Origin of the sequence: Lysinibacillus sp. UBA5994 (genome assembly GCF_002429725.1) — a bacterium.
Classification (GTDB): domain Bacteria; phylum Bacillota; class Bacilli; order Bacillales_A; family Planococcaceae; genus Lysinibacillus; species Lysinibacillus capsici.
Genome location: NZ_DJAU01000056.1, coordinates 465941 through 489616, shown reverse-complemented (window position 1 = coordinate 489616; position 23676 = coordinate 465941). Strand labels below are relative to the sequence as shown.

The following is a 23676-nucleotide window of genomic DNA, read 5'->3' as shown; positions in this document are numbered from 1 at the left end:
CTAGGTCCATGTTTGCTTGTAATGCAGATGCATTACCATATTTGTCAACTTGTACTGAGTGGTCAATTACAAGGTCAACTGGAATAGCAGGGTTGATTTTGCTTGGGTCGCCGCCCATTTCTTTCATTGCAGAACGAAGAGATGCAAGGTCAACAACTACTGGTACACCAGTAAAGTCTTGTAATACAACACGAGAAGGTTTGAATGGTACTTCTGCCTCTGGGTCAGCACCGTTACCCCATTTTGCTAATTCGTTTACGTGTTCTTCTTTAATTACATACGCATCATATTGACGTAAAACAGATTCTAATAATACTTTAATTGAGTAAGGAAGGTTTGAAACTTTTGCAACGCCAGCTTTTTCAATCGCAGCTAAGTCATAGTAATTGTAAGTTTTACCATTCACTTCGAATGATGCACGGCTGTTGTGTAAATTACCTTGTGCCATTTGCGGATCCCCCTAATATATCTTTTTGAAAAGGCTTTAAAAATGTGTAGCATCTTTTCTCCAATACCCATGATAGCGCATTTATATTCATAAGTAAATTACATTAATATTATCTTTTTTGATAAGCATAACTTATGACCTTGGTTTCTATCCTGATGTTTTTAATTTTTTGATGTGCATAATATCAAGGTTTTGTATTAATGAAGGTTTCTATACCTGTCTAACGAAGCCTATCTAAATGTATTTAACTGGGGTACTTTTTGGGGCACTTGCTGGGGCACCTGTAACTTTTTTAAAATGGTGCCCCAGTTCGTAAAAATGTAGATAAAGAAGGTTTGGACAGGTACTATTTTATAAGGAAAGAACGATATATAAATTCCTTTAAAGTTAATAGTATTTCTTTGCAACAATCTGTGGCATTTTTATTTTGATTTTTACTATACAAACAATTTTCTACTATTATTAATACATTTTTATTATGGTACCTTCTCTTGGTTCATCTCGTTTGTAGATTCTAAAGATTTTTGTTTGCTTTCTCTCACTGCTTCAGTTATGATTTTGAAATTTCTTCTAAATCAAATTCATCACGATCCATGTGTCTGGGCTCTTTTTCTTTGTTGGTGTTTTTATTATAGGCTATCATATTTGACAGCCTTTAAAACCTTTCTTTGAAGTTAATACTTATAATATTTTCATCTCTTTGGATCAATCTGATTACGTTGTAACCCTGTGCTCTTAAAAGGTTTAGAGCAACATCGTCTGTTAGTGCTTCATGTTCACCGTGTGTTAAATGTAAGCTTGATAAACCTATAATTGGTACATTGTCAGGCTTGCGTTTGAATAAAAATTTTACTGGTACTATTATATCGTAATTCATAATCCACACCCCTTTTTACAGATATTTCTACATATTAAGTTAAATCCCTTCCTAATTTACAGGAAAATAAATGAAATATTGTGTTGACTACATATACTAGTACTAGTATAATTAAAGTATGGAAAGGAGGTGAACAAAGTGGATTATGATAAGGTTTTAGCTTATCTAGTCGCAGTCGCTACAGTAATTAATTTGCTGACAGGCTCAGCAAAAAATATTCAAGACATGCGAACAGGTAAGCAAAATAAAAAGCGACGCCCCTCTACCAAGAAGAAACGTCGCAAATAGTCAAGCGAAGGAGGTTAGCCCCTCCTTCCCCTTAATCTTATCATATCCTCATCATTATGAAAAATATCGGATATGTAGCCGCATTTGCATTCGCTATTTACGCTTTGATTAATATGGTGAATTGGAAACAACCAGGCTTCTTCGATGTATCTATGATTGTCATTTACTCACTTTGTTTAATCTTAGTGATATTAAATGTCATAGTATATTTCAAAAAAAGGAAGGGTTAAAATGGAGAAAAATTCACAGACTGAGGCTAATAAACGATGGCAGGAGAAGAATAAAGAGCGTGCAAAATACATTAGTGCACGATCAAGAGCACGCAGCTTTATAAAAAACCACGCTTTAGAAGAAGATTTGGATGAATTTATGGAATTAATTTTAGAACGTAAACAAATTTTAAATGAGTTAGAAACAGACCAAGACGGCATGTAGCTGTCTTGGTTTTATTTATCATTTTACTTTGTATAATTTGGTTGTTTTGCTCTCGTTATTATATACGAGTTTAAGACCTAACAAATCAGCAATCTCACGGACTTGTACGTAAGTCCTATCGTCTTTAATAATGGCAGGAATGGTTTTGCAATCATTAAATATAACTTTAGCTTCTGTAGTCTGTGCCACTGGTACTTCCTCCTTTTTTATGGTATATCCAATATGTGCAGCCAGTACTGTTGCTACAGCTTGGCAAATAGCTTCGAAGTGTTTATCCATCAATTCAACATCTTTTTTACTAGTAACAAAACCAAACTCAATTAATATAGCAGGTTCATAAGTGCGTGCTAGAACACCTAAATCAGTACGTTTTTTAGCGCCTCTATTTTTCATTTCACTAACGTTACAAATACCATCCACTACTTGTTTTGCAATAGCCAGCTGATCATAGTAAAGTACCTCAACACCAATCCCTTGATCAGTTAATGCACTACCAGCATTAAGATGGCCAGATACAATAAATCCGTTTGTATCTGCATTATGATGTGCAATTAAGTTGTTGATATTTTGTGTTTGATTTTTTGAAATTTTATCTTCGTAATACGTCGCTGGCACACCATTAGCAATGCAAATGTCATATATTCGTTTAATAAATTTACGAGCATATTGTACTTCATCAACAAAACCGCGTGCTCCAGTTCCATCACCATAGTGGCCTACATGAAATTCTATTTCTTGTGGTTTTATCATTTCTCATCACTCTCTTTACCTGAGTATTGTTTATATAACTGATTAGCAAATACAGCAGCCCCACTTACTAGCACACCTTGTACGATAGCTTGAATATTGATGCCCATAATGCCAATTGTAAATGCAACTCCCAACACCAATAAAATGTACGGAATCAGCCAGTCTCGCATTCTTGGTGTGTTCTTTAAAACCTGTCCAATAACTAATAAAACAGGCACTACAATTAGCGCCTGCTCGATGATGAAATCATATAAAAAATCCATATTATAATCCCCCTAGTTTGTTTTGATAACAAGCGCTAACAATCCTAAGATTACTGAGCCAATAATAGTAGTTGAAACCCACCAAATGATTTTATCGATTTTATTTAATCGATGATGAGCACTCTTCGTACTAGCTAACGCTTCCTCAGCTATGTCTTTAGCATTATCTGCTGTTTGACGAATATCTCTAATATCATCAATTTTCGCCTCAATACCTCCGAGTCGTTCATAAATATTTCTGACTAATTCCTCTCCCATAAGAAACCTTCCTTCCACATAATAAAAAAGACACGCGGCAGCGTATCCTAAAATTCCTTTGAGATTTAGACAGTTATTAGTAAATCAAATGCCTTAATCTGTGTTCGTAACACTTTGTTGTCTAACATATTCCTCACTGTTGTACTTCAAGGAGGTAATGATTAACAAAATACCCAGTCCAATTAAAAAGAATGCCAATCCAATTAATAATTTAATAAAAAAGAAAGAAAGTATGATTAATATAGCAGAGATTATGAAAAAATATCTTACGATTCTTTTATTGGTTGTGATCTTTATAAAGATACTTTTTTTCTTTTCGCTAATGCTTACTTCTTTTTCATAATTATAATTAAATGGTTCTACAATAAATTTTTGCAAGTTGTCTTTTTCAACTAACAAATAATTATTCTTATTCATTCTAATTATACTCCACGACGTTCCGTCTTCTAATATTATTGAATATTTATAATTGACAGCGGTTAAAAAAGTTATCACCCAAACAACAAATATCATGAGCGAATGAATTACCATTACTAACAAAAATACAATGACAATGGTTATATACATCATAAACTGATTGTCAATTTCTTTAAAAACTTTTACTATTTCCCCTAAACTTAATAAAAATGCCCCAACAATTGTGAATATTGACATTAAAAAAACTTGTGAGAAGTAATACATGAATATTTGTTTAGGTGTCATTAATTTTCTTTCTAATTGAGTAACATATAAATTGTCTATTAATATAGAAAAACTAAGAATAGTAAAACCTATTAAATAAAAGACAGGTTGGTATTTAGTAAAAAATTCAATCGTCCCAGCTAAATCCATAAAAAATCCCTCCTTTCTTTCTTCTTCGACAAAAGGTAATGTTTTCCTCCTTTGTTAGACAATAATTATAAAGCTATGCTTTTGCTTGAGTCTCAAAATTTTGTCCTGTAATTTCTTTGTATTGTTTAGGAGTAATCTCACCATAAGGGTTAGCCTCAGTTTTTACTGCAATTTTTAGTTGTTCAGCAGTCACCCACTTGAACATAAAAGCGATTTGCCAAAATTCCATCATTCTCCACGACCTTTCATTGTAATGACATCAAGTTTTAGCTGTGTTAACTGTGAACCTAGATTATTAATCAGGAGGTCTTTTTGTATATTTTTCATTTTTTCTTGTGCCAGTTGTTCACCTAAAGACATTACTTGATCTTCTGTAGTAGGTATTGAACCCACTTTTTCAAGCGGACCCCATGAGCCATCAGGTAATCTTCTACGTCTTTGCATTATTCAACCACCCCCATAATTAAATAAACTTTATTGTCAATACTTATGTTGGGTCTAGTTGTGGTTAATTTAAGAATGATATTGTCCTTTGGTTCTACTGTTTCATGGTAATATTCATCTTCCACAATCCCATCAGTAACCGGTACTATCTTGTCTGGGTCTGCTTCAAGTAATACATATTGCTCCTGCTCGCCAATCAATGTCATTGACAATTCAACTTTTAAATCCAATTCCTCGTCACGTTGAACCCATATTAAAACGCCTCTTGCTGAACCTTTAGGAGGGGAAATTTTATACCTCGCTACAGATTGCAAAATAGGCGTTTTGACTGCATTTTTATTGAGTTTGATGGTCTTGCTTGTCTTAGCCCCATAGTTATCAATGACTTCGATAATGATGGTATTTTCACCGACTATTAGTTGTGACAGTGACAAATCAAACTCCCAAGCCCCACCTGTACCAGTATAAATTTCAATCGGATTCGCTGCATTAATGCGATAGTTTACTTTAACACTCGAATTAGCGTCCTGATCCGATGCTGTACCACTGATTTTAAATTTATCAGTATTGATAATTCCGCTTGGCAAAATAGCATCTATAGCTAGTAATGGCGCTCGGTTAGGCACGATATAAAACGTGCGTTCAATAGTTGCTGATTGTCCATTCTCACTATCGACTGCCCAAACTTTTAAAGTGTGTGCTACACCTTCAGTAAGTGTTCCAGTAAGTACCGTTTCACCATCATACAACTTGCCATCTTTAAACGTGAGCTGCTTTGACAATGAAATTTGTGTTTGACTGACATTGGTTGCTAAGACTTTTCTTTGCTCGCTGTCAATCTGATAGTACACCGTTACCGCTTGATCTTTATCTGCATCGTAGGCATCGCCTGAGAGGTTGATTGTGTCGTTTTCATACAATGTCTGATTGTCAGAAGGTGATATTAGGGTAACCGATGGCGCTTTGTTGATACTTAATGTCCCTCTAAACATCGGACGAGGTGCATTAGAAGCTCCACTGATGTTTTGTATATATAGTGTGGCGGGCGGGTTTTGCAATGTTACCGAAAACGTAGGGTCATAAACTACGAAAGGCACTGTTAGGTTGTCTATACTAGATGTGGCGACAAATTCACCTTGTGTCCAACTATCACCGCCGTTACTACTGTAAAAACTTGCAATGTCGTTATAACCATCACTTTGTATGAGGGCGCTTGTAGACATTACAACTACAAGTTTATTAGAGGCGTCTACCGAAATAGTAGCATCGTGGCTATGTTTACCACCTACGGAATTGGTTAGATATTTAGTTCCGCCCCAAGTAACGCCCGCGTCAACACTACGACTGTATACCACGTTGTATGTCGAATTGCTAGCGCTTGTGTAGACGCTACAAACGGCATGTAAAACCCCGTTTTTGTCTACTGCTAACGATAGTTTGCCTAGCGGTAAACTGTGAGCAAACACTTCGTAATTTACAGATGAACCATTACTGCTATTGATAACATGGGAATATATAGTATAAGTGCCGATTGACTGATTGTAATGTTGACTTAATGCAATCGGCACACCATTTCTTACTACCAGATCAACGTATGAGTAGTTAGTTGTGCTTGCGTTCAATTGGGTTGTATTTGCAGCACCGTCCCACGTACTACCGCCATTGGTACTCTTGGTATAACGTAAATTCCACGAGTTCGGATACGTCGTTGTTTTAGCTACCCACAGTAGGTGGATTGCACCGTTTAATGGGTCTGTAGCAATTGCCATCGAATTGACGCCTGTCTGCCCTGATGGTGTGAGGACTACAACGGGTTGTACTGCGTTACTAACAGTTGCGGCATCAAATTTCACGACCCCAGTCAGGCCACCACTAGTCGCCACGGCTGTATACACTTTTGTACCATAACTAGCTATCGCAAAGTGCGCGGCCCAATTGCCATTGTTATAGCATAATTCAGACCACGTAGTACCGCCGTCTTTAGATACATGCCAATACACTGTACCTACAGATTTATTTGCTGCAACCATAACAAGCCACCCGTTGCTTAGTCGTGTGACTTTTCTGCCGCCTGTGTTTTCGTATGTGATTGCGGACGTCGTTATCGTTCCAGGCTCACCAACCACTTCAGCGCCTCTAACGTACCAATAACCATCTGTATGACGTCCGTTGGCGGGATATGTGCCATTCTCGGCCACGATGTTAGATTGCACTAGCGACCCTTTGTTGTAACTCGGTACTGACGTGACCTCACTCGCCTTTTTTTCTGCTATCGTTACATTATGTGATGCCCCTGATAAGTTACCTTCGTTTTGCGCGTAGATAGTAAAACGTTGTAAAGTAGAACCACTTATTCTATAGGCTACATCACCTATATTAAGTGGTACGCTGTACCCTATCTGATTAGATACACCATAACTCCCGTTCTGGCTATAGAATGTATAGTTTCTATACAAATCCCAAAATGTCATTGGCGTCCAACCAGCTTCACTGCTCCACGGGCCTTGAGAATAAGTATAATTGGTTATCGTATTAAATTTATCGTAATAAAACTGTGCCATTCTTAAACCACCTCCACTAACTCAACGCTATATGTCTGCCAATCTCCTACGCCCATTTCAGCATTCACAGTGTCAATTGCTACATTACTACGAGCCACTTTAGCCCCTTTTTTGTACGCATTTTTCAAAGCTTGCACCTTGATAGTGTTTGTTCCTACCTCAGTGATCACAACGTCCTCAATGTGTTCATCATCAAAAATAGTGACTTGTGTAAATGGTGTAAAACCATCCATACTAGCCACTTTTAAAGTAGTTGTGCCTATTTCAACAGCCTCAATAATGTCCGTTAAGGCTTTATCCAAGCTTATTTTGTTTGAGCTGCCATCAAAAACATCAGCAAAAGTTCCACTGTTGCCAGGCACACGACCATCAAGTTCTAACTGAACGCGCATACGCTCCATCTGACGATACATTTCAATTAAAAACCGATATGCATTATAAATTCCCCACTCAAAGTTATTTGCAAACTCTGACATGAACGGTGTTCCATCATCTATAATTTCGCCTGTGACTGGATCTTTAATATCATCATGCCATTGGGTACGCTCATAGGGATTCTTTTTGAAATTTAAAGGTATCTCACCATTCATTAGTTTACTCACTTACTTTCACTTCCTTCACCTCGAGTTGTAGAGGAAATGCGATAACATATCCCTGTGAACCTTTTTGATAGTTCATTGTTTTTACATACAATTCACGCCCATAACTATCTACTAAAGCAGCACGTGTAACCAAGCCTTGTTCCAGAGTTAATTTCACATACTTTCTTAGTCCATACTTTGTGCTAGTATGATAGATTCCTTTGTCATAAACGACTCCATCAATCGTTATCTTTGCACCTACAACAAGGTTACTTAAAAATTGTTGAGTTAAATCTATCATCAAAGGCTGTATTTCGTTCAACTCCTCACACCTCCTGCTCTAAATCTGCCACAAACTCGATTGTTCATAATGAAACCATAAGCATTATTTGAAACAATTAATACTTCATTTCCAAGTGCACCATGAGTTCTTGCTGTTTTAAAACGCCCACAAATTTTATGGTTTATTTGCCATGAATAGGTGCCACCGTGAAGTATCAAAAATTCATTTAATTCATTTAAAAAAATATAAATTCCAACACCAGCAACCTTAATTTTCTTGATTAAGGAATCAGGAATTGTTTTAGCAGATGTACGTACATTAAGTAACAATGTAGCTGGCTCAAACTCTCGCCAACCTTCCTCAAAGCCAATAAAATCATGACCCATATAGGCGTCCATGATTTTATTCATTGTTTCAATATCTCCCTCAGATAGATTGAGGAGACACTGTATTTTTATCATTTTGCGATACTCCTCATCGTCCCAACTACCACGAGAAATACCCTCATCTTTCCCAAGTCTATCTAATCCGTACCCCTCAGCTTGATCTACATCCCAATACTTTAAAATGGTCTGTTGTATAGCTAAGTTTTCAACACTATTTGATGCAATCATCTTTAGGAGTTTATAGTTATTACTATCCTCATCCCTTGCATATTGACGAGGCATCCGATCAAGTAATGTCTGCAATCGTTGATTAGACAAGGTTCATCACCTCAATTTTACTCTCATCAGTTTCTGCAACTTCAGGAAATGCAATGGTTACATTATGCGGTTCAAAAGTAACTCCATCTGTTGAAAACTCTACTCGTACATCATCGACTCCATCAATTGATAAAATGCGAGCTTCTGCTTTCGTACAAACAACATCTTTACTCATGCCTACACCAGGATAAAGTTCATCGTTGTATGTTCCGCCAATATATTTAACAATATTAGCAACGGCTAAATCTTCACCGTTTATTGGGAATTGGTTATTTTTTTTGATATATACCCTTACATATACACTGACGGTTGAGGCACGTGTAAAACCTATTTCATGCACAATACCTCTGTTGTCTGTATAAGTAAAAACAGTTGATCCATATGCACGAATTCCTCCGCCCTTTTTACGGAATATAGCCATTGCAATGTCTTCATCTAGGCCACCTAATACCACCGTTTCGAACGAATTTGGAGGCCGACCATCTGCATCTTCAACATTTGTGTCATTTTCAATCACAACAGCAGCACGTACTCCTTCAACGTCATCAAGTACATTCGCTTCAATAGATTCAACACGCCTAGAGCCTAGCTTTCCCAATGATTCGTAATAACGATCTTGTAATTTTTCGTCCATTTCTTCATCTTGACCATTAAAAAAAGCATCTTGATTCGTTACCGAATTGATGCCTGATTGAGGATTTACAATAATAGAAATATCATTAGGTTCTACATTACCTATAGCGCCATATTCGAGGGCCTCTACACTTACACGGTAGCTTCCATCTTCAATTGCATCTATGGCCTCTAAAGCTTTAAAATACACATTGTACTTTGTTCGAAATAAATCACCTATATTAATCTTTGCGCCTTTGTCTAAATTGACGATGACCTCACCAGTTGCTTTAGTCCACCGTTTGCGAGTAATTACACGTTTAACATTAGCATCTAATGATGCTCCTTCTGAAGTATCAACAAAGCGAGCATTATAAACTTGTTCGAGTTCCTCATTATCTTCAGCTTTTTGCTGTGCCATCAGATAAATAAATTTTCCTAAAGGAGTACGGTCTGATAGGTCAGCATCCTCACCAAACAATTCTCTTGCTAACTCTTGAATTATCGGTAAGTAATCTGCTGTACGCATTCTTTTAAACCCATATTTGGTTAACAACTGCTTCCCCTCCTATCTCCTTGCCATTTGTAGTACGAACTCTAAAGTTAATAGATAAAAACCTTTTAATACGATTAAATTCATATTCCACACTAAGTACCTCTGCTGTTCGAGGTTCTTGATACAAGCAATCGTGCATAGCTTGTACAATTTCCTTTTTATTCGGTAGTTTTTTTTCGATTACATCTCGTCTAAAGCCATGGTAATCATCAAACATCCATTCTGTTACTCGAGTTCGTAATAATTGCTTATAGTTTTGAATTAACTGGTCATCACCATATACAAGCTCGTTTAGAACCCAATCCCCATTATCGTTATATTTAAGAGTATGCATGGAATCCCCCCATTACACTAAATCAGTAGTTAAATCTTCACCATTAGCAGTGATAGTACCACCAACAAACTCTATATCATCAGCTTCGACTTTAAACTTAGAAGATTTTATACTTATTTCTCCAACTTCATTTATAACTATTTTGGTAGAGAAATCTTTCGTACCAATTACTACGTCATTAGGATGTTCATTTTGTATCGGTGTGTTAAAAAGATTCAGGCCACCTATTATTAGCGCGTCGTTAGCACTAAATGAGCGACTAGAAGCTTCTCCTCCACCAAACATAATTGGATCAATATCAGCTTGTGAGCATACAACGAGCACTTTGTCTCCTTTTTTGTATGGAATTTGAATAGTAAATTGGTCTGTTTGATGAAATGCTATAGGCACATCTAAAATTGGCGTTGCTTCTGGATCATTTTTAGGAAGAACATCAGCTTTATACAAATTCATGTCTACTTCAAGTACTTCGCATATTAGGCATGTATTCATATTCATCAAATTTTCCTCAATGTTTTCACTCACGAATTGTGTCATTGATGTTTTCGTCATACTGGCACCACCTCACATACCGTATAGTACTCTGTTCCAGACGTATCCCCCTTATGCTCACCTTTTGATACACGGAATACTCCACTAACTTTTCTAGATGTAAGTTTAATAATGACATCTGTTGTGATTTTATGATTTAACAACAACTTAATTTTGTAGCCTTTTAACTTTTTCTTCTTTGGACTCTTGGATTTAGACTTTTTCTCATCCTTTACTTCCTCTTCGACTTCCTCCGGTTCATCAATCAAGCCAGTTTCTTTCGATATATCCAGCCCTATTTTGTCACCTTTAGCTCGATCACGTACATAAAGTCGATTTTTATTTACATACTGTTTTGCCTTACAATCTTTCGCAATTTCAGCAATTTGAAACTTAATCTTTCCATTAAGAGTTTTGCCAGAACGATAAATAAAGTCGATTGGTAAATCTATATCACCAATCGCAAGACCTGCATCTCGAGCCAATTCTCGCAATATAAGTGATGCATGGGTATTTCGTCCGTATGTCCGTTTTACAACACCGTTTGTATAGTCCAAACTACAATCAATGCATTTGAATGTTGTGATTTTATCTAGCCCTTCCCACTTCGTTTCTTTTTTCTTTAGTGAGCCACTAAAAATCACTCCATTATCATCAATGTAACCAGCACTTAAAATAGCTGCTTGATTAGTAGAAATAGAATTAATGGTTTCATCTTTAAGGTTGTAAACTTGGATATCAATTGTATCAACTTTTTCGTTATCACCAAAAGGAACACTAAATTTAATAGTTAATGGATCTGTAATTTCTCTGCCACCCACTAAAAATGTAGTTTTACGCATATATAAATTACTCATCTGATTCACCTACCACATACAAAAAGACCGTCTCGTTCAGATTATCGTAGGTAATACGAGTAACTGAATTAGCTCGGTCTTTAGGAATTATTTGTACTTTTGGCAAGTCTATGTTGACATGGTTTCTGAACAAAGGGCGATTAAGGATTAGTTTTTCTCCAATAACCAAAACACCATCATCCTTGAATAGATCCACAGTGAAAAAATCATGTGTTTGATTGTAGTTGATTTCAATTTCAAATACTTCACCAGCTAACTCTATTTCAAAGGAATAAGGTATCTCATTTTTATCAATGTCAATATATTCATCCATTACTTACGCCCCTCCATTGCTGCCCAACCACCACTTGATGAACTCTTAGGTGGTGTTGTATATTTCTCTTTATTGGATTTTGTTGTTGTAGTAGGTGTCTTTTTCGTCTGCTGACGCCCTTTTTTTGTTACAGGTTTTGTTTGTTTTTTAACTGGGATAGAAACACTTACGAACTTACCGACTTTAGCGACTTTTATTTGTTTCAGAGTCATTGTGAAAGCATAGCCGTCTTTAATTTTGGCTTCATAATCGCGGTTAAAATCAGTAATGATTACATGTTTTAATGATGTCATGTAATCAAAATCAAAAATAACACCTTTTTCTCGGTATTGACGTAACTTCAAGACTTTTGCTTCAGTACCATCAAGAATTACACCCGTCAATGAAATTGTTGTAGGGTTGCTTTTCACATGGTCTGTTATCTGCTCACCATCTTCAAGTGCATGCTCCGTAGCTGTTGAAGATTCTGGCATAGATACCTTCGTAATAACATCAATTAAAACATCCTTAATATATGGCATTACATGCCCCCCTACGTTGTTTGCATTTCTGTATCAAGAATATCGCTGATTATTTTGCGTACTTCTCTGCCAATATCGATGGCATTAACTCCTGAAATATTGAAGATAAATTGATTTCCACCACCACTAGTATTAGTTTTGTTGCCACTGTCAGTATTAATAGCTTGAGGTATTCCTGTAGCTGAACCTTGATTATTATAAAGATTCAATTCAGGTGTACCCGAACTACCTTGACTTAATATCCCTGCTCTACGTAGCATATTCGATTGATTTGCTGTCAAAACTGATTCATCTTTATGAAGTTCCGCTACATATCCGTCATAAGGTACACGTTCTAGCCCAGTCGCATGGGAACCACTAATAAAATTCCCTACTGCTCCAGCAGCTTTACCTATTGTGCTTCCGATAGAAGAAACCCATTTTGGCAATTTGAAATTTGTAATAGCGTTTTTGAAGTTGTTAAAATTATTGGTAATAGTATCCCAGTTTTTGTAAATGGTAATACCTGCCGATATTAACCCTTTTATAGGTCCTGCTAAAAAGGATAGTATAGGGTTGTTATCAATCACTTGCCATAGTTGTATAGCTTTTGTTTTAACGGTCTCCCAATTTTGGTATAACAGTATCCCTCCAGAAATTAGTAGACCGACGGCGGTCACAACCATTCCTATTGGATTAGCTCTCAAAGCTGCGTTAAAGCCTTGGGTAGCAAAAGTAGAGGCAATTGTACTGGCTTTAAATAAATCTAATGCTGTTTTTACAAATGAGATTGTTTTCATTACAGCAAAACCACCCGCAATACCCGCTGTGGCAGCTATTACTAATTCTTTATTTTGTATAAGCCAACTAACTCCAGTTTTAAAACCATCGAAGGCAACACTTGCAACGTCAATTCCCACAGCCACTGTACTACTCATTGTGTCTGCAAATGAAGCGATATTATCACTAGTCTCTTTAGGTAGACCAAATTTTTGCCATAAATTGGATACATTACCTGAACCATTAACCAATGACATGAAAGTATCTTTAGCTGTACCCACAAAAGAAACTACTCGATCTATTTTACTGACTAACTTATCAGTATCTAGGTTTTCGATCCACTGTGACGTAGAAGCCATACCATCAACAAATGGTTGTAAGAGTGGGCCACCAATTTTCCCTTTTAAATTCGTCCAAGATTGCTTTAAATTCCCTAATTGGTTTTCATAAGCATCTGCTTCACGTGATGCTTGTCCCATCGCCCCTGACAATTTGTTACCATCCTCAACCATGGCCATTAAAGTTAGTTGCTTTTGGGATTCGCTTAATTTAGTGAATGATTTACCATACAGTTCATTTGCTTTAGCATTACGTGTAGTTTCTGTTGCTGAAATACCTAATGCCGCATCATTTTCGAAGTTCCCTTTTAAAAATGATTGCATATTTTCAATTACTTCTTCAATAGATCGGTCATAAAATGCAGCACTATCGGCAGCAGCCAAAGTCGCTCGCTCTGTTAAAGACAAAGCATCTGCAGTGTCCGCTCCAGTTGTTTTGGCAAACGCTGCTATTTGAGTGAAACTACCTTTAAGCCTTTCTGGTAGCATCCCAGTATCTTTTGCAATTTTATTCAGACCCTCAGATGCATGTTGTTGTGCATCCGAGAAAACTTGCTCAAATTGCGCATCCATTGCTTGGAAACCTGCGGCTGCTTCAATAGCACTTAATCCAAACTCTTTAACCTTATTAACAGCAAAAACACCTGCAACAATCCCTACAAGACCACGCATCATTGATTTAAAACCATTTAATGTTTTGCTAACATGTTGTACTTCTTGATTTAATTCTCCAGCCTCTGTTTCAGCATTATTTAATCCATTTGCAACGTGTTGTGAAGCTGTAAGGCCTGTTTGACCGAAATGGTTAAAACCTTGTGCTGTATGTGTTAATCCTTGGCCAACACTAACTATTTCATCCTCAATATTATCCATGACCTGATTTAAGTGTTGTAGGGTTGTTGTTGCTTCATCGCGGAAATATATGCCTACAAACATGTCACGCATAGCACTACTCATTTGATCACCCCTAACATTTTTAAGGATGCGAGTGTTTCTAAAATAGTATCGTTATCCCAACCTTCCACAGAATGTGGATCAATTTTGTAGTGATACCCAATTACGTATTTCCACCATTTTTCGCCTGCTGCTTTTTCATAAAAAGAAGGGATGCTTTGCATCCCTGAAAGATTTTTTATTTTATTACTTTCCTGTTCGAAGAAAGTTAAAGGCTGCGTTAGTGACCTCCTCTAACTCCTCCCATGTTTCAAAATCATCCATGTTTAATTCATTTGGAATAACTACCACATGCTTTAACATAAGTGGCATCATTCTTGAGTTTAGAACTTTCCCATGTAATCCTGTACCCTCATCCATAATTTCAGCTTGCTTCGAATTAGGGACGTTTTGGAATGTGTAATCATTACCTGCTGTTGACGTAAATTCTTTTGTTTTTGGTGTAAAAGCCATTTGAATTAATCCTCCTTATATTGCGCTGCTAAAATTGTGTATTCGACGCCTTCAACTTCTGCTCCACGAGAAAAGTTTGGGTTTTTTGCAAAACGGCAATCCATACCGTTCACACGTTTCTTACGTTTTGCATCATTGAGTGACACATTAAAAGATTCTTTTGATTTTAATAGATCATCTAGCATAGGAACTACGCTAGAATCTTGTTTTAATGTAAATGTGAAAGTACCTGTTTCGTCTGCTGATTCGTTGTAAGTAACAGATCCATCAGCACCTACATGTTGACTAAATGTATCCTCGTTTTTTTCAGCTTCAATTGGCGTACCATCCATAAACCCAGTCAGAATAATTCCTCCAACAATCGCAACTGTATCTTTAAAATTAAATGTTTCAGGCATTTAAACCCCTCCTTAAACCGTTAATACACCACGTATTTGCACTTTTTCGAATGCTCCTGATATAGTGGCCGTCCATTGAATATCGGGCAAAATACGTTGTGCTAAGGTGTTCTTTGGAATATCTTTTCTTCTTGGGAAAGTTATTGTATACATCGGATTTCCTGCATCATCACGTGCAATAATACCTTCACCGGTTGTTGTATTTTCCACAGTAGATGAAAGTACGCCCTCTACCTCAGCAACTGCTAGCCCTATACCAGTATCAGTACCTGGTACTTTGTCTCTTAACGCAAGTAATCTAAAAACACTTTCAGCTATACGTGCTTTTAGATAGTGTGTTGCTTGAATAACATCAATATATTCGCCACTAGTTGCTACCCCTTTTGAGTTCAATAACAACCCTGCTTCATTGATGTAGGTAGATGCATTAGCAGCATGAACACGATTAATCATTGTGTTGTCATACTTTACAGCTGGCACACCTTGCACATTTTTGAAGGTCCATGTATAAGCGCCAATTTTCTTAGGAGCACATACGCCAATTAGCCCTTCAGCTACATACGTATCAGGTTGATCATGAACTACAAGGAATGCATTATCATATAATCCTCTTAACTTTTCAGCTAGCTCAACATTAGACGTTGTAGCACCATAAATTTTATCTTTAGTATTAGTCCATTCAGCTAAAGCAGTGATTTCCTCATCTCCTTGCTCTGGACTTACAACATAATAGAAGTCGTTATGTGTTTTAATTAATTCGTTTAGAGATGATATTAAGGCAGTTGGCTCTGCCGTTGCTGAATCATAAGAAACACCAAAAACAGCAATTTCCGCTGGCCTTGGATTTTGACCAAACATACGAGATAGTAATTTATATTCATTTGTTGTTTCTTCAAAATCCTCTGCTACACTTTCTATCCCTGTATATTCCTTGTAATCTATAGCTTTACTAGTCGCTAATAATAAAGGTAATCCAAAACCTTTTTCAGAAATCGGCTTTGTCTCTCTTGAAATTTGCACATCAACATAGCGCATTTAATCACCTTCCTAGTTTCATTTCTACTTCCACTTTGTCGAAGTAATCTATATCGTGTTCTTCAATATCAAGATAACGAATGATTACATCAAATCCCCACTTTTCATCATAGGAATCTAACAAAAAGGTAGTACGGTTTGTTACATCAGTTAGATTTACTATTGCAACATTAATCTCATCTAAAAATAAAGAACCTCGCCACTCAAACCACTTCCGAAGTTGAGTAGCCACTTCAAAAGCGTTATCATGCGAAGTTCCATAAGTGTTAAAAGAAATAGTTGCATTGCGTTCTTGTATTCTGGTTTCTGATAAGGAATCAGGCTTATTAAAGTGGGATACATCTTCTTGCCCTACACCTTTGCGGTCACCTATTACTTTATAAGTGGCATAAGGTAATTTTGGTATATCACCTGTTTGATCTGCCCTTATAATCGTTAAATCAGTGTCGTCCAAGAGCTGTTTGCGAATTAATTTAATTAAATTCACTTTTCTCGCCACCTTAGCAAATATATATTGACGTCAGTATATACAGAATAGTCTTTAAAAGCTTGAAGAGTGTATTTTTGCGCATTGTACTCTACCTTTGTACCTTCTGGTATTTGATCTATGGTTAGTAATTTCTTTTCTTTCACTGTATATGTGCCGTTTTCCGCATACTTTAAATCATCATTGCTGAGAGGTAAAATAATCCCTGTCATTTCCTTAGGTGTTTCTTGCCCAGTAACCCATTCTCCGTCAACATAGTCACCTTCGCCTTGCATATGGGCAATAAAAGGCACCCCTTGCGATTGGATGACAGAACCAAACAACATTTTTTCAGGCATTAACGTCTCACCACCTTGTATGTGATCCTTTGACGCAACCCCCCTGTATCAATCAAAGGGTTGCTAGACCCTTTTTTTGCAATTGTAGCAGGTGCATTTGGTGGGCTGTTTATATCCGTTAGTTTTTCCTGAATGTCACCTACCATTTTGGCACCAAGACGTTCACATAACATTTGAGCGTTTATCCGACCATTTATAACATGTTCCATTTGTTTTCTCATAAACTTGAACCAATCGTTATTCTTATCATCGAAAGTAGACCTCAAAAAAGAACGTTCAGGAATTACAATAGAACCTCTTTCTTTACGGATAGTAATACCAAATTCTTGTACTCCTGCGATCATGACATATTCAGCGCCCGAACTACCGAAAATCCCTACTTCGATATCATACTTTTTCAAATCCTTCAATGACTGAATCACACGTGGAATATAGTTATTCCGGCTAATAATACGGACTCCCATTTATATCACCATCAAATTCAAGTGTTTTTTTGGCTTATTTTCTAGCTCAGCTAAATCTTCTAAAATTCTTTGGTATTCTTGACCGTATTTAGAAGCCAATAGCCCAATATTTTTGTTTGGATCACTGTATTGGCGCTCAATAACATCTACTTTTTCACGAATAATAGCTTGTTTTGGCTCCGCAGATAAAATAGCTAAATGTGCAGCTAAATAACGTGTAAGACGCTCATGATGTGCCTCTGGAACGCCTAAAGAGGACACTTCCAATGAAGCATCCTCAATATATAACTCCAACCGCATATCAGTAATAGCCTCAAATTCGGTTCCTAGTAAGCGCACACGTTCAATTGTTGTTAAAGCAGGCATGATCCATACCTCACTTTCATATTAATCCCCTTGGATTTCAGCAATTTGAGTATCAATAGCTGCTAGAACTGTTTTACGTTTCTCATCCTCTTTAAATTTCTCTAAAAATTCGATAGAAAACGTATCTTTTACAAGTTTAATTGCTTCATCTGCGTCTAAATCCTTGAGAGAAGCGGTATTTTGTCCTTCTGGCATCACAATTTCACCACTTTTAATCAAACTTTTTATGATTGGATGTGTAATAAAAGCCGTATATTCTGCTTCTGGTAATGTATTTGTTCCTGGAATAACCTTTACATCATTTGCAATACGTGTGTAATTACCTTTGTTGTGTACTAACATTAGATACCCTCCCCACGCACAATAGCCATTGGATAGCGAACAATTGCACCGCCACAGCGTTCTTCAAGCGGAATCTTATAATTCGGGAACTTGTATTCTTGTGGATGACGTGTAATATCCATCGATACAAGCATTTCAACAACATCGGGTGAGGAATCAAATACTAAAAAGCAATCTGTCCCACCTGTGCCTTGTTCATTAAGATCAGATGTATAATCAACACGTTTGAACCAATTTTGTGACTGAATGTACTGTAAGCACGTTTGCATCGTATGTTCATTGTAGACTTTTTCTAAATGTTCATATTGTTCTGCAGCTACTAAAAATGTATCTGCTTCATGACCAGGTAACTTATTAACTAAGTTCTTCGCCTTTTTGATGTCCTCTACAATTTCGACACCTTTTTTGTCTTTCCATTTTGTTGATGTACCCGCTTCATTGTTTGGCACCGCGAGAACTTGAATGCCAGTGGCATTAACCACACCTAAAATATTATGGTCCTTGTCACCCATCCAAACGAGTTTATTTTCCTTTTCTGCAATGGCTTTGCGTGCCGTATCAGCTTTTGTCACCTCAACAGGACGACGTGCCATTTGTGCATTACGAATTTCTTGTACAGATAGATTGAAGGCTGTAGCAATGGAATAAATATTGACTGTATGACGTTTTAAATCAGCATCAACAAGTGGGATGTCTGTTGCTCCTGGTGCTAAAATTTTAGCCGCTCCTGATCGCGTCATGACATCATACGAATAAGTTTCAGCACCTGCAGGTACGTCGGTTTTGACGTTTAAAATGGTACGAGCCTTTAACTCTTCTTTTTTTGGCTCATAAATTTTCTTGTCTACTGCCTCTAAATCTTGTGGGCGTAGTAGTGCATCTTCACGGAATTGTGACATAAATTATGTTCCTCCTTTAAGGTAAATTAATTTCAATTTGAACTAATGAATCAGCAGTAGCATTTCCTCGAAATACAGCACGAGAAAAATTGATTCCACCACTTGCAACAAACTTGCCTGTCGTTGCATCCACTTGTACAGCAACGCCATTTGTAACATCGCCACCCGCTACAACAAAGATATTGCCACGTTTAACAATAGGCACTGGTTGGCCGACTAAATATTTTTGGTCATCAGCATTGGTCGTGTAATCATGGATACCAAGTGATAAAGCAATGCCAATCGGATTGCCATCCGTTTTAACTGGCACAACCCCTGTCCCATCTGCGGCTAATTGAACGGCCGCACCAAATGGAATAATTTCTTTTGCTGGATAGCTGTCTGCTGCATACTCTTGATAGTTTGCTAATTGTCCTGGACTGCCAGCTAGTGGCATGTACTGTCCATATTCTGTAATGGCCATGGAATAGCCCTCCTTTTAATTAGTAATTAAGAACGCATGTTTAAACGCTGTGCACGCATTGCATTTACATCTATATTTTGTCTTGAATCACCCGTAATAATGGAATTAGCACCGGTAGACGAAAATCCATGTGAAGCGACTTGCTCAATAGTTGCATCAAAAAAGGCGTTGATATAGTCATCTGACTTCCCATCGCCTTTAAAATCCTCTTTAGTTGTTGAAATAACCGCTTCTTTAATTTCACGTTCCGTTTTTCCTGTAAAGTCGAAAGAATCGCCAAGAAGCGGCTTTGTTGTGCTAATGAGTTGCACACGTGTTTCTACCTGCTTGTCCAATTCATCTGCTGATACTTGCTTTGCCTTCTCTTTAGCAAGTTCTGTTTCAACATTTTGCAGCTTTACTTCCAACGCATCATAACGCCCTTGTAACGCGTCCATGCTATCACCCTTGACTTTAGCTGTTTCTTCTTTCGCTTTTAGAGCATCGATGTATGCTTTTACTGCTGGATCCACTTCATACTCTGAACCCTCAATTTTAATTTTTGCCATTTTATTTTTTCCTCCTTCATCTGAATCAATTTGCCATGCGTCACTGTCTGCGCGGATGGCTACCTCTGGACCAGCTCGCCCTTGCTCTACAATAGCAATGTGATTAATTTCAATGTTTCGCTGTACATACTCATATGGTTGACCATTATATGTACCCGCTTCTGCCACAACATCACTCATAAATCCGATGCTGATTTCTCTTTTACCGTTATAAACCTTTTTAATAAGATCCTTATCGGTGATTGTCATAGATACATAAAGCTTCAAGTCCTCCACGTGAGCGTCTGTATGACTCATCCCCTTGGCATAAGCCTGATAATTATCCAAAGTCACCGGTTCATTCGGATGTTCATCTGTAATGGGTTTGGAGCAGGCTGAATGCATTGTACGATCACTAAATATTTCATCAGGCAACTTCGCTTCCATTTGGATAGTACCATCCTGCCGTGCATAAGGAAAAACACCAGGACGAGTAATCGGCACACGTACCGTTAAATACCCTTCTGTTGTTTCAGTGTAGTCTTTAATATAAGTTGAGTCATATCTTTGTAGTTTCAATGTTTCACCTCCTTTCCAATAAAAAAGATCAGTAATTCTACTGATCTTAGTGTCAATCTACTTATATCCTAGAGATAAATCAGGGCCGAAAATTTCATCAGGAATGGGTAATCTTCCTACAATATCAATCAGAAATTGTAAATAATTTCTAACTTGTATTCTAAAATCTATAAAATCATCGATTTCTTTATCCTGATATGCATGAATAGTGTTTCTTCTTTGCTGAATTAACTTTAACCATACATTTGATTTATGATTCTCATCATTTCTCCAAAGAACTTTTAATAAGTATCTTCGTAATCCATCAAACGCAGCTACATCAGGGTCTATATCTTTTCCTCTTTGTTTTATTTTATCTTCATCAGCAAGATAATCATTGTGATAAACAGACAAAAATAATTTCATTGCTCCTTCTGTAAGAGCTCCTAAGTTAACCCATGCTAATATTAAGTCCCCATTATAGGATTGTTCATAAGGGTCGTCTTTCCATTTATAGAGTGAGTGACTCAATGAATACAACCAATCCAAACGTGATTTATTTAATAAATTTGCAGCTGAATCAGGTGCCCATCCATCCGCTGAACTCCAAAACTCTTTTACATAGTTGTTTAGATATACTATTTTATCAACTGTCTCTTCGTAAGATAGATCATTTACTGTTTTTGGTTTTAGAAACAAAATACCCCTCCTTTTTGAGGGTAATTATACAGCACTAATATTACTATTTCTATTTAATCTTCAAAGATAGGAAGTGCAATACAACGACAACGGAAATCTTCACCTGGCAGTCCAACAGAAGGTGGATCATCGTATGAAAATATTTTATCTTCCAGTATTACATGAGAATCACGTACACGCTCATCCTTCGATGTTCGCCATTTGAATTTCATAACACCCATATTTTGATGACGTTGAGCAGCCATCTGTCCAAACAATGTACCGGATTGATCTACAGCAATAAACTTAGCACGGCGTTGAGACATGCCTATTTGCTCTTCCAATTGCTCACGGATTGTTTTGTAGCTACAACCATCCTTTATACCTTCATAAATAATAGATTCAATTTTATGAGTATATTCATCACGAATATTTGTAATGTAGTCGACATTCTTCTGGATATTCTCTTTCATGAAAGGAGCAAGCCATGATTCGGTAGCCGTTAGTTCTATGCCTCTTACCCTTCCTTGCTGTTCCATATTCGTTTTATTCACTTGATTTAAATTTTTCATAAAGGAGGAGGCAGCTATATTCACCCTTTGTTGTGAATACACAATCGAAACAGCTTTTTTGATATGACTTGTCAATTTCCTAAAGAAATCAAATGGACCATCTTGCACATAATCTTGACTATCCTTCATCATTTCACTTTTTACTGCAGCATCGTATAACGAAAGAGTCGCCTTGCCCGCTTCTTGAACCAATTTATCTATAGAACGGAAATATGATGCAGCCACAACGTCAGGAAAACGAGTAGGTGGCACACGCTTAGCCATGTTGTCCATTTTCCTTCCAAGCACTGTATACTTCATTGGCCATACGCTGCCATTGTGCATCATCACCGCTAAATTTGAAATCGTCAGAAACGCCAAACTGTCCGAAGCGGGTCTCTCTAATTTCATCAGAAGAGATAACACCATTAGATACATAAATCTGGTCTGTTTCTGCAACGATTTTACGGATTTCTGCATCTGTTTTAGAATCGACAGACCAAAGTGGATTAAATTTAATTTCCCATTCAACTGTATCTGGATTAATACGACCTCCAGGCTCTTTTTCAGCCCATAATAGCATTCGGATAAGATGTTCGAGAAGCGGCTTCATTTCATTTTCCTGTGCAGAAGTAATGCGTGCATAGTAATTCATAACATCGTACTGCGCACCTGTTAGTGTGCCAGCCTCTTGTCCTTTAATGACGCTCTTAGGCATACGAGCAGAAGCGGATATATAATCCCATACAAAGTCGAGTAAGTCCTTCATACCGGATACGGGAGTTGTTTGCTTTGTAAGTGTTTCTCCTTTAGCAATAAGAGCAATCGCCTCTGTTCTAAACATAAAGTCCAGTATCATCGCGAGCTCCTTCTTATCTTCTTTCGATAAGTTCTCAATGTCAGCAGACTCATACACTTTAAATGTGAAATCATGCAATATCTGTCCAACGGACCATAAGGATGTATCAAGTACTGTAATAGCATCATATAGTGTCTCTAACAGCGACATGCCCTGTTCTTCATCCTCTAAACGCCTTGTTTGGTCATGCAACACTCGAGAATAATGAACAAGTGTTTCTGTCTCTACGGCTTGTATCCCACTCCTAGATGCGCGGCTAATTCGTAAATTTTCCAACTTGCCATAGTTCTTATCAAATACATCATCATTGATTAAAAGCTCGCTTACTTTCATTGATGAGAATGGATGCAAGTAATCTATAGAAAGTAGACTATCTAACTTTAATGGATCTTGTAACTCGAATTTACTTCGCTGGGTAACGCCTAAGGAAATAAATCCATCACCACGCATACGTTCGTACATCCTCATTTTCTTAAAAGCATCTTTCGCTTTAAGGTCTGCTAATCGCGCCATTATATCTCGTGCAAGCTGGTCATCCTTCATACGTAATGTAAACCAGTGCCTTGTCATGTCCTCCGCTGGAATATCGACAATATTTTGTACTATTGGATTATCTGCATATAGGGCAGATATTTCAGCATGGGTTAACTTTCTGCGAATACCAGGCACTTGCCGAGTAAGCTTATCTTTAGCACCTGCTTTCCCATGACCTTGCATAAAATCCTCTTTGTACTGCTTAGCTACTTCGAGAACACTCAAT

General features: G+C 37.2%; 35 protein-coding genes. 2 read left to right on the top strand and 33 right to left on the bottom strand.

The window, feature by feature from the left end; genetic code table 11:
* Both B3D98_RS18850 and B3D98_RS18845 read right to left on the bottom strand, forming a co-directional pair.
* Nucleotides 1-448: aconitase family protein (locus B3D98_RS18850; RefSeq protein WP_288585206.1), on the bottom strand; the 448-nt coding region annotated here is incomplete at its 3' end.
* A gap of 655 nt (nt 449-1103) precedes the next feature.
* Entirely contained in the window at nt 1104-1325 is a 222-nt protein-coding gene (locus tag B3D98_RS18845) for a hypothetical protein (protein ID WP_288585203.1), read from the bottom strand.
* Between the two features lie 138 nt (nt 1326-1463).
* Between B3D98_RS18845 and B3D98_RS18840 the strand changes: the two genes are divergently transcribed.
* Nucleotides 1464-1613 carry a hypothetical protein gene (locus B3D98_RS18840; RefSeq protein WP_158651961.1) on the top strand — a complete coding sequence of 50 codons (150 nt, stop codon included), beginning with the start codon at nt 1464-1466 and terminating at the stop codon, nt 1611-1613.
* Nucleotides 1614-1844: 231 nt separating this feature from the next.
* Nucleotides 1845-2048, top strand: coding sequence for a hypothetical protein (locus B3D98_RS18835; RefSeq protein ID WP_288585199.1), 204 nt, complete (start codon nt 1845-1847; stop codon nt 2046-2048).
* 18 nt (nt 2049-2066) lie between these two features.
* On the opposite strand, the gene B3D98_RS18830 is transcribed toward B3D98_RS18835, so the two are convergent.
* From B3D98_RS18830 to B3D98_RS18680, 31 genes are all read right to left on the bottom strand, one after another.
* Complete coding sequence (locus B3D98_RS18830; RefSeq protein WP_288585196.1) at nt 2067-2798, bottom strand: N-acetylmuramoyl-L-alanine amidase; 732 nt, start codon at nt 2796-2798, stop codon at nt 2067-2069.
* Nucleotides 2795-3061 carry a phage holin family protein gene (locus B3D98_RS18825; protein WP_288585193.1) on the bottom strand — a complete coding sequence of 89 codons (267 nt, stop codon included), beginning with the start codon at nt 3059-3061 and terminating at the stop codon, nt 2795-2797. The genes B3D98_RS18830 and B3D98_RS18825 overlap by 4 nt, the downstream gene beginning before the upstream one ends.
* A gap of 12 nt (nt 3062-3073) precedes the next feature.
* A complete protein-coding gene (locus B3D98_RS18820) occupies nt 3074-3319 on the bottom strand; it encodes a hemolysin XhlA family protein (protein WP_288585191.1) in 246 nt (81 codons plus the stop codon).
* A gap of 93 nt (nt 3320-3412) precedes the next feature.
* Nucleotides 3413-4150 (bottom strand): hypothetical protein, encoded by a 738-nt coding sequence (locus B3D98_RS18815; protein WP_288585188.1) that lies wholly within the window; start codon nt 4148-4150, stop codon nt 3413-3415.
* A gap of 73 nt (nt 4151-4223) precedes the next feature.
* On the bottom strand, nt 4224-4382 hold the full coding sequence (locus tag B3D98_RS18810; RefSeq protein ID WP_414674077.1) for an XkdX family protein: 159 nt from the start codon (nt 4380-4382) through the stop codon (nt 4224-4226).
* The gene (locus tag B3D98_RS18805) at nt 4379-4594 is read right to left on the bottom strand and encodes an XkdW family protein (RefSeq protein ID WP_288585186.1); all 216 of its coding nucleotides are present in this window, start codon (nt 4592-4594) and stop codon (nt 4379-4381) included. The genes B3D98_RS18810 and B3D98_RS18805 overlap by 4 nt, the downstream gene beginning before the upstream one ends.
* Nucleotides 4594-7155: a sialidase family protein gene (locus tag B3D98_RS18800; RefSeq protein ID WP_288585184.1), complete on the bottom strand. Its 2562-nt coding sequence runs from the start codon at nt 7153-7155 to the stop codon at nt 4594-4596. The genes B3D98_RS18805 and B3D98_RS18800 overlap by 1 nt, the downstream gene beginning before the upstream one ends.
* A 2-nt stretch (nt 7156-7157) precedes the next feature.
* Nucleotides 7158-7757, bottom strand: a complete 600-nt coding sequence (locus tag B3D98_RS18795; protein ID WP_288585181.1) for a hypothetical protein — start codon at nt 7755-7757, stop codon at nt 7158-7160.
* Nucleotides 7750-8058 carry a hypothetical protein gene (locus B3D98_RS18790; RefSeq protein WP_288585178.1) on the bottom strand — a complete coding sequence of 103 codons (309 nt, stop codon included), beginning with the start codon at nt 8056-8058 and terminating at the stop codon, nt 7750-7752. The genes B3D98_RS18795 and B3D98_RS18790 overlap by 8 nt, the downstream gene beginning before the upstream one ends.
* The gene (locus B3D98_RS18785) at nt 8055-8723 is read right to left on the bottom strand and encodes a hypothetical protein (protein WP_288585176.1); all 669 of its coding nucleotides are present in this window, start codon (nt 8721-8723) and stop codon (nt 8055-8057) included. The genes B3D98_RS18790 and B3D98_RS18785 overlap by 4 nt, the downstream gene beginning before the upstream one ends.
* Nucleotides 8716-9891 carry a baseplate J/gp47 family protein gene (locus B3D98_RS18780; protein WP_288585174.1) on the bottom strand — a complete coding sequence of 392 codons (1176 nt, stop codon included), beginning with the start codon at nt 9889-9891 and terminating at the stop codon, nt 8716-8718. Before B3D98_RS18780 ends, B3D98_RS18785 begins: the two co-directional genes overlap by 8 nt.
* Nucleotides 9869-10225: a hypothetical protein gene (locus B3D98_RS18775; protein ID WP_288585172.1), complete on the bottom strand. Its 357-nt coding sequence runs from the start codon at nt 10223-10225 to the stop codon at nt 9869-9871. Before B3D98_RS18775 ends, B3D98_RS18780 begins: the two co-directional genes overlap by 23 nt.
* Nucleotides 10226-10237: 12 nt before the next feature.
* Nucleotides 10238-10777, bottom strand: a complete 540-nt coding sequence (locus B3D98_RS18770) for a Gp138 family membrane-puncturing spike protein (protein ID WP_288585170.1) — start codon at nt 10775-10777, stop codon at nt 10238-10240.
* Nucleotides 10774-11598 (bottom strand): phage protein, encoded by an 825-nt coding sequence (locus tag B3D98_RS18765; RefSeq protein WP_158651950.1) that lies wholly within the window; start codon nt 11596-11598, stop codon nt 10774-10776. Before B3D98_RS18765 ends, B3D98_RS18770 begins: the two co-directional genes overlap by 4 nt.
* A 7-nt stretch (nt 11599-11605) precedes the next feature.
* Complete coding sequence (locus B3D98_RS18760) at nt 11606-11926, bottom strand: phage baseplate plug family protein (protein WP_288585167.1); 321 nt, start codon at nt 11924-11926, stop codon at nt 11606-11608.
* On the bottom strand, nt 11926-12447 hold the full coding sequence (locus tag B3D98_RS18755; RefSeq protein WP_066037362.1) for a phage baseplate protein: 522 nt from the start codon (nt 12445-12447) through the stop codon (nt 11926-11928). The genes B3D98_RS18760 and B3D98_RS18755 overlap by 1 nt, the downstream gene beginning before the upstream one ends.
* 11 nt (nt 12448-12458) lie before the next feature.
* A complete protein-coding gene (locus B3D98_RS18750) occupies nt 12459-14501 on the bottom strand; it encodes a phage tail protein (RefSeq protein ID WP_288585163.1) in 2043 nt (680 codons plus the stop codon).
* Nucleotides 14502-14684: 183 nt separating this feature from the next.
* Complete coding sequence (locus B3D98_RS18745) at nt 14685-14951, bottom strand: hypothetical protein (protein WP_066037360.1); 267 nt, start codon at nt 14949-14951, stop codon at nt 14685-14687.
* Nucleotides 14952-14956: 5 nt separating this feature from the next.
* Nucleotides 14957-15349 (bottom strand): phage structural protein, encoded by a 393-nt coding sequence (locus B3D98_RS18740; protein WP_288585160.1) that lies wholly within the window; start codon nt 15347-15349, stop codon nt 14957-14959.
* A gap of 12 nt (nt 15350-15361) precedes the next feature.
* On the bottom strand, nt 15362-16384 hold the full coding sequence (locus B3D98_RS18735; RefSeq protein WP_288585157.1) for a DUF3383 family protein: 1023 nt from the start codon (nt 16382-16384) through the stop codon (nt 15362-15364).
* 4 nt (nt 16385-16388) lie between these two features.
* Entirely contained in the window at nt 16389-16871 is a 483-nt protein-coding gene (locus B3D98_RS18730) for a phage neck terminator protein (protein WP_288585154.1), read from the bottom strand.
* Complete coding sequence (locus B3D98_RS18725) at nt 16868-17209, bottom strand: hypothetical protein (RefSeq protein ID WP_288585152.1); 342 nt, start codon at nt 17207-17209, stop codon at nt 16868-16870. The genes B3D98_RS18730 and B3D98_RS18725 overlap by 4 nt, the downstream gene beginning before the upstream one ends.
* The gene (locus B3D98_RS18720; RefSeq protein ID WP_288585149.1) at nt 17209-17673 is read right to left on the bottom strand and encodes a hypothetical protein; all 465 of its coding nucleotides are present in this window, start codon (nt 17671-17673) and stop codon (nt 17209-17211) included. Before B3D98_RS18720 ends, B3D98_RS18725 begins: the two co-directional genes overlap by 1 nt.
* The gene (locus B3D98_RS18715; protein ID WP_288585147.1) at nt 17674-18039 is read right to left on the bottom strand and encodes a DUF4054 domain-containing protein; all 366 of its coding nucleotides are present in this window, start codon (nt 18037-18039) and stop codon (nt 17674-17676) included.
* A 21-nt stretch (nt 18040-18060) separates the two neighbouring features.
* Nucleotides 18061-18381, bottom strand: coding sequence for a hypothetical protein (locus B3D98_RS18710; protein WP_288585144.1), 321 nt, complete (start codon nt 18379-18381; stop codon nt 18061-18063).
* Nucleotides 18381-19280, bottom strand: coding sequence for a DUF2184 domain-containing protein (locus B3D98_RS18705; protein ID WP_288585141.1), 900 nt, complete (start codon nt 19278-19280; stop codon nt 18381-18383). The genes B3D98_RS18710 and B3D98_RS18705 overlap by 1 nt, the downstream gene beginning before the upstream one ends.
* 16 nt (nt 19281-19296) lie before the next feature.
* Complete coding sequence (locus tag B3D98_RS18700; RefSeq protein WP_288585138.1) at nt 19297-19743, bottom strand: structural cement protein Gp24; 447 nt, start codon at nt 19741-19743, stop codon at nt 19297-19299.
* Between the two features lie 26 nt (nt 19744-19769).
* Nucleotides 19770-20849, bottom strand: coding sequence for a DUF2213 domain-containing protein (locus B3D98_RS18695; RefSeq protein ID WP_288585137.1), 1080 nt, complete (start codon nt 20847-20849; stop codon nt 19770-19772).
* A 57-nt stretch (nt 20850-20906) separates the two neighbouring features.
* The gene (locus tag B3D98_RS18690) at nt 20907-21527 is read right to left on the bottom strand and encodes a hypothetical protein (RefSeq protein ID WP_288585134.1); all 621 of its coding nucleotides are present in this window, start codon (nt 21525-21527) and stop codon (nt 20907-20909) included.
* 53 nt (nt 21528-21580) lie between these two features.
* Nucleotides 21581-22342, bottom strand: coding sequence for a phage minor head protein (locus tag B3D98_RS18685; RefSeq protein WP_288585132.1), 762 nt, complete (start codon nt 22340-22342; stop codon nt 21581-21583).
* On the bottom strand, nt 22335-23675 hold the full coding sequence (locus B3D98_RS18680; protein ID WP_288585130.1) for a DUF1073 domain-containing protein: 1341 nt from the start codon (nt 23673-23675) through the stop codon (nt 22335-22337). Before B3D98_RS18680 ends, B3D98_RS18685 begins: the two co-directional genes overlap by 8 nt.
* Between the last annotated feature and the right edge of the window lies 1 nt (nt 23676).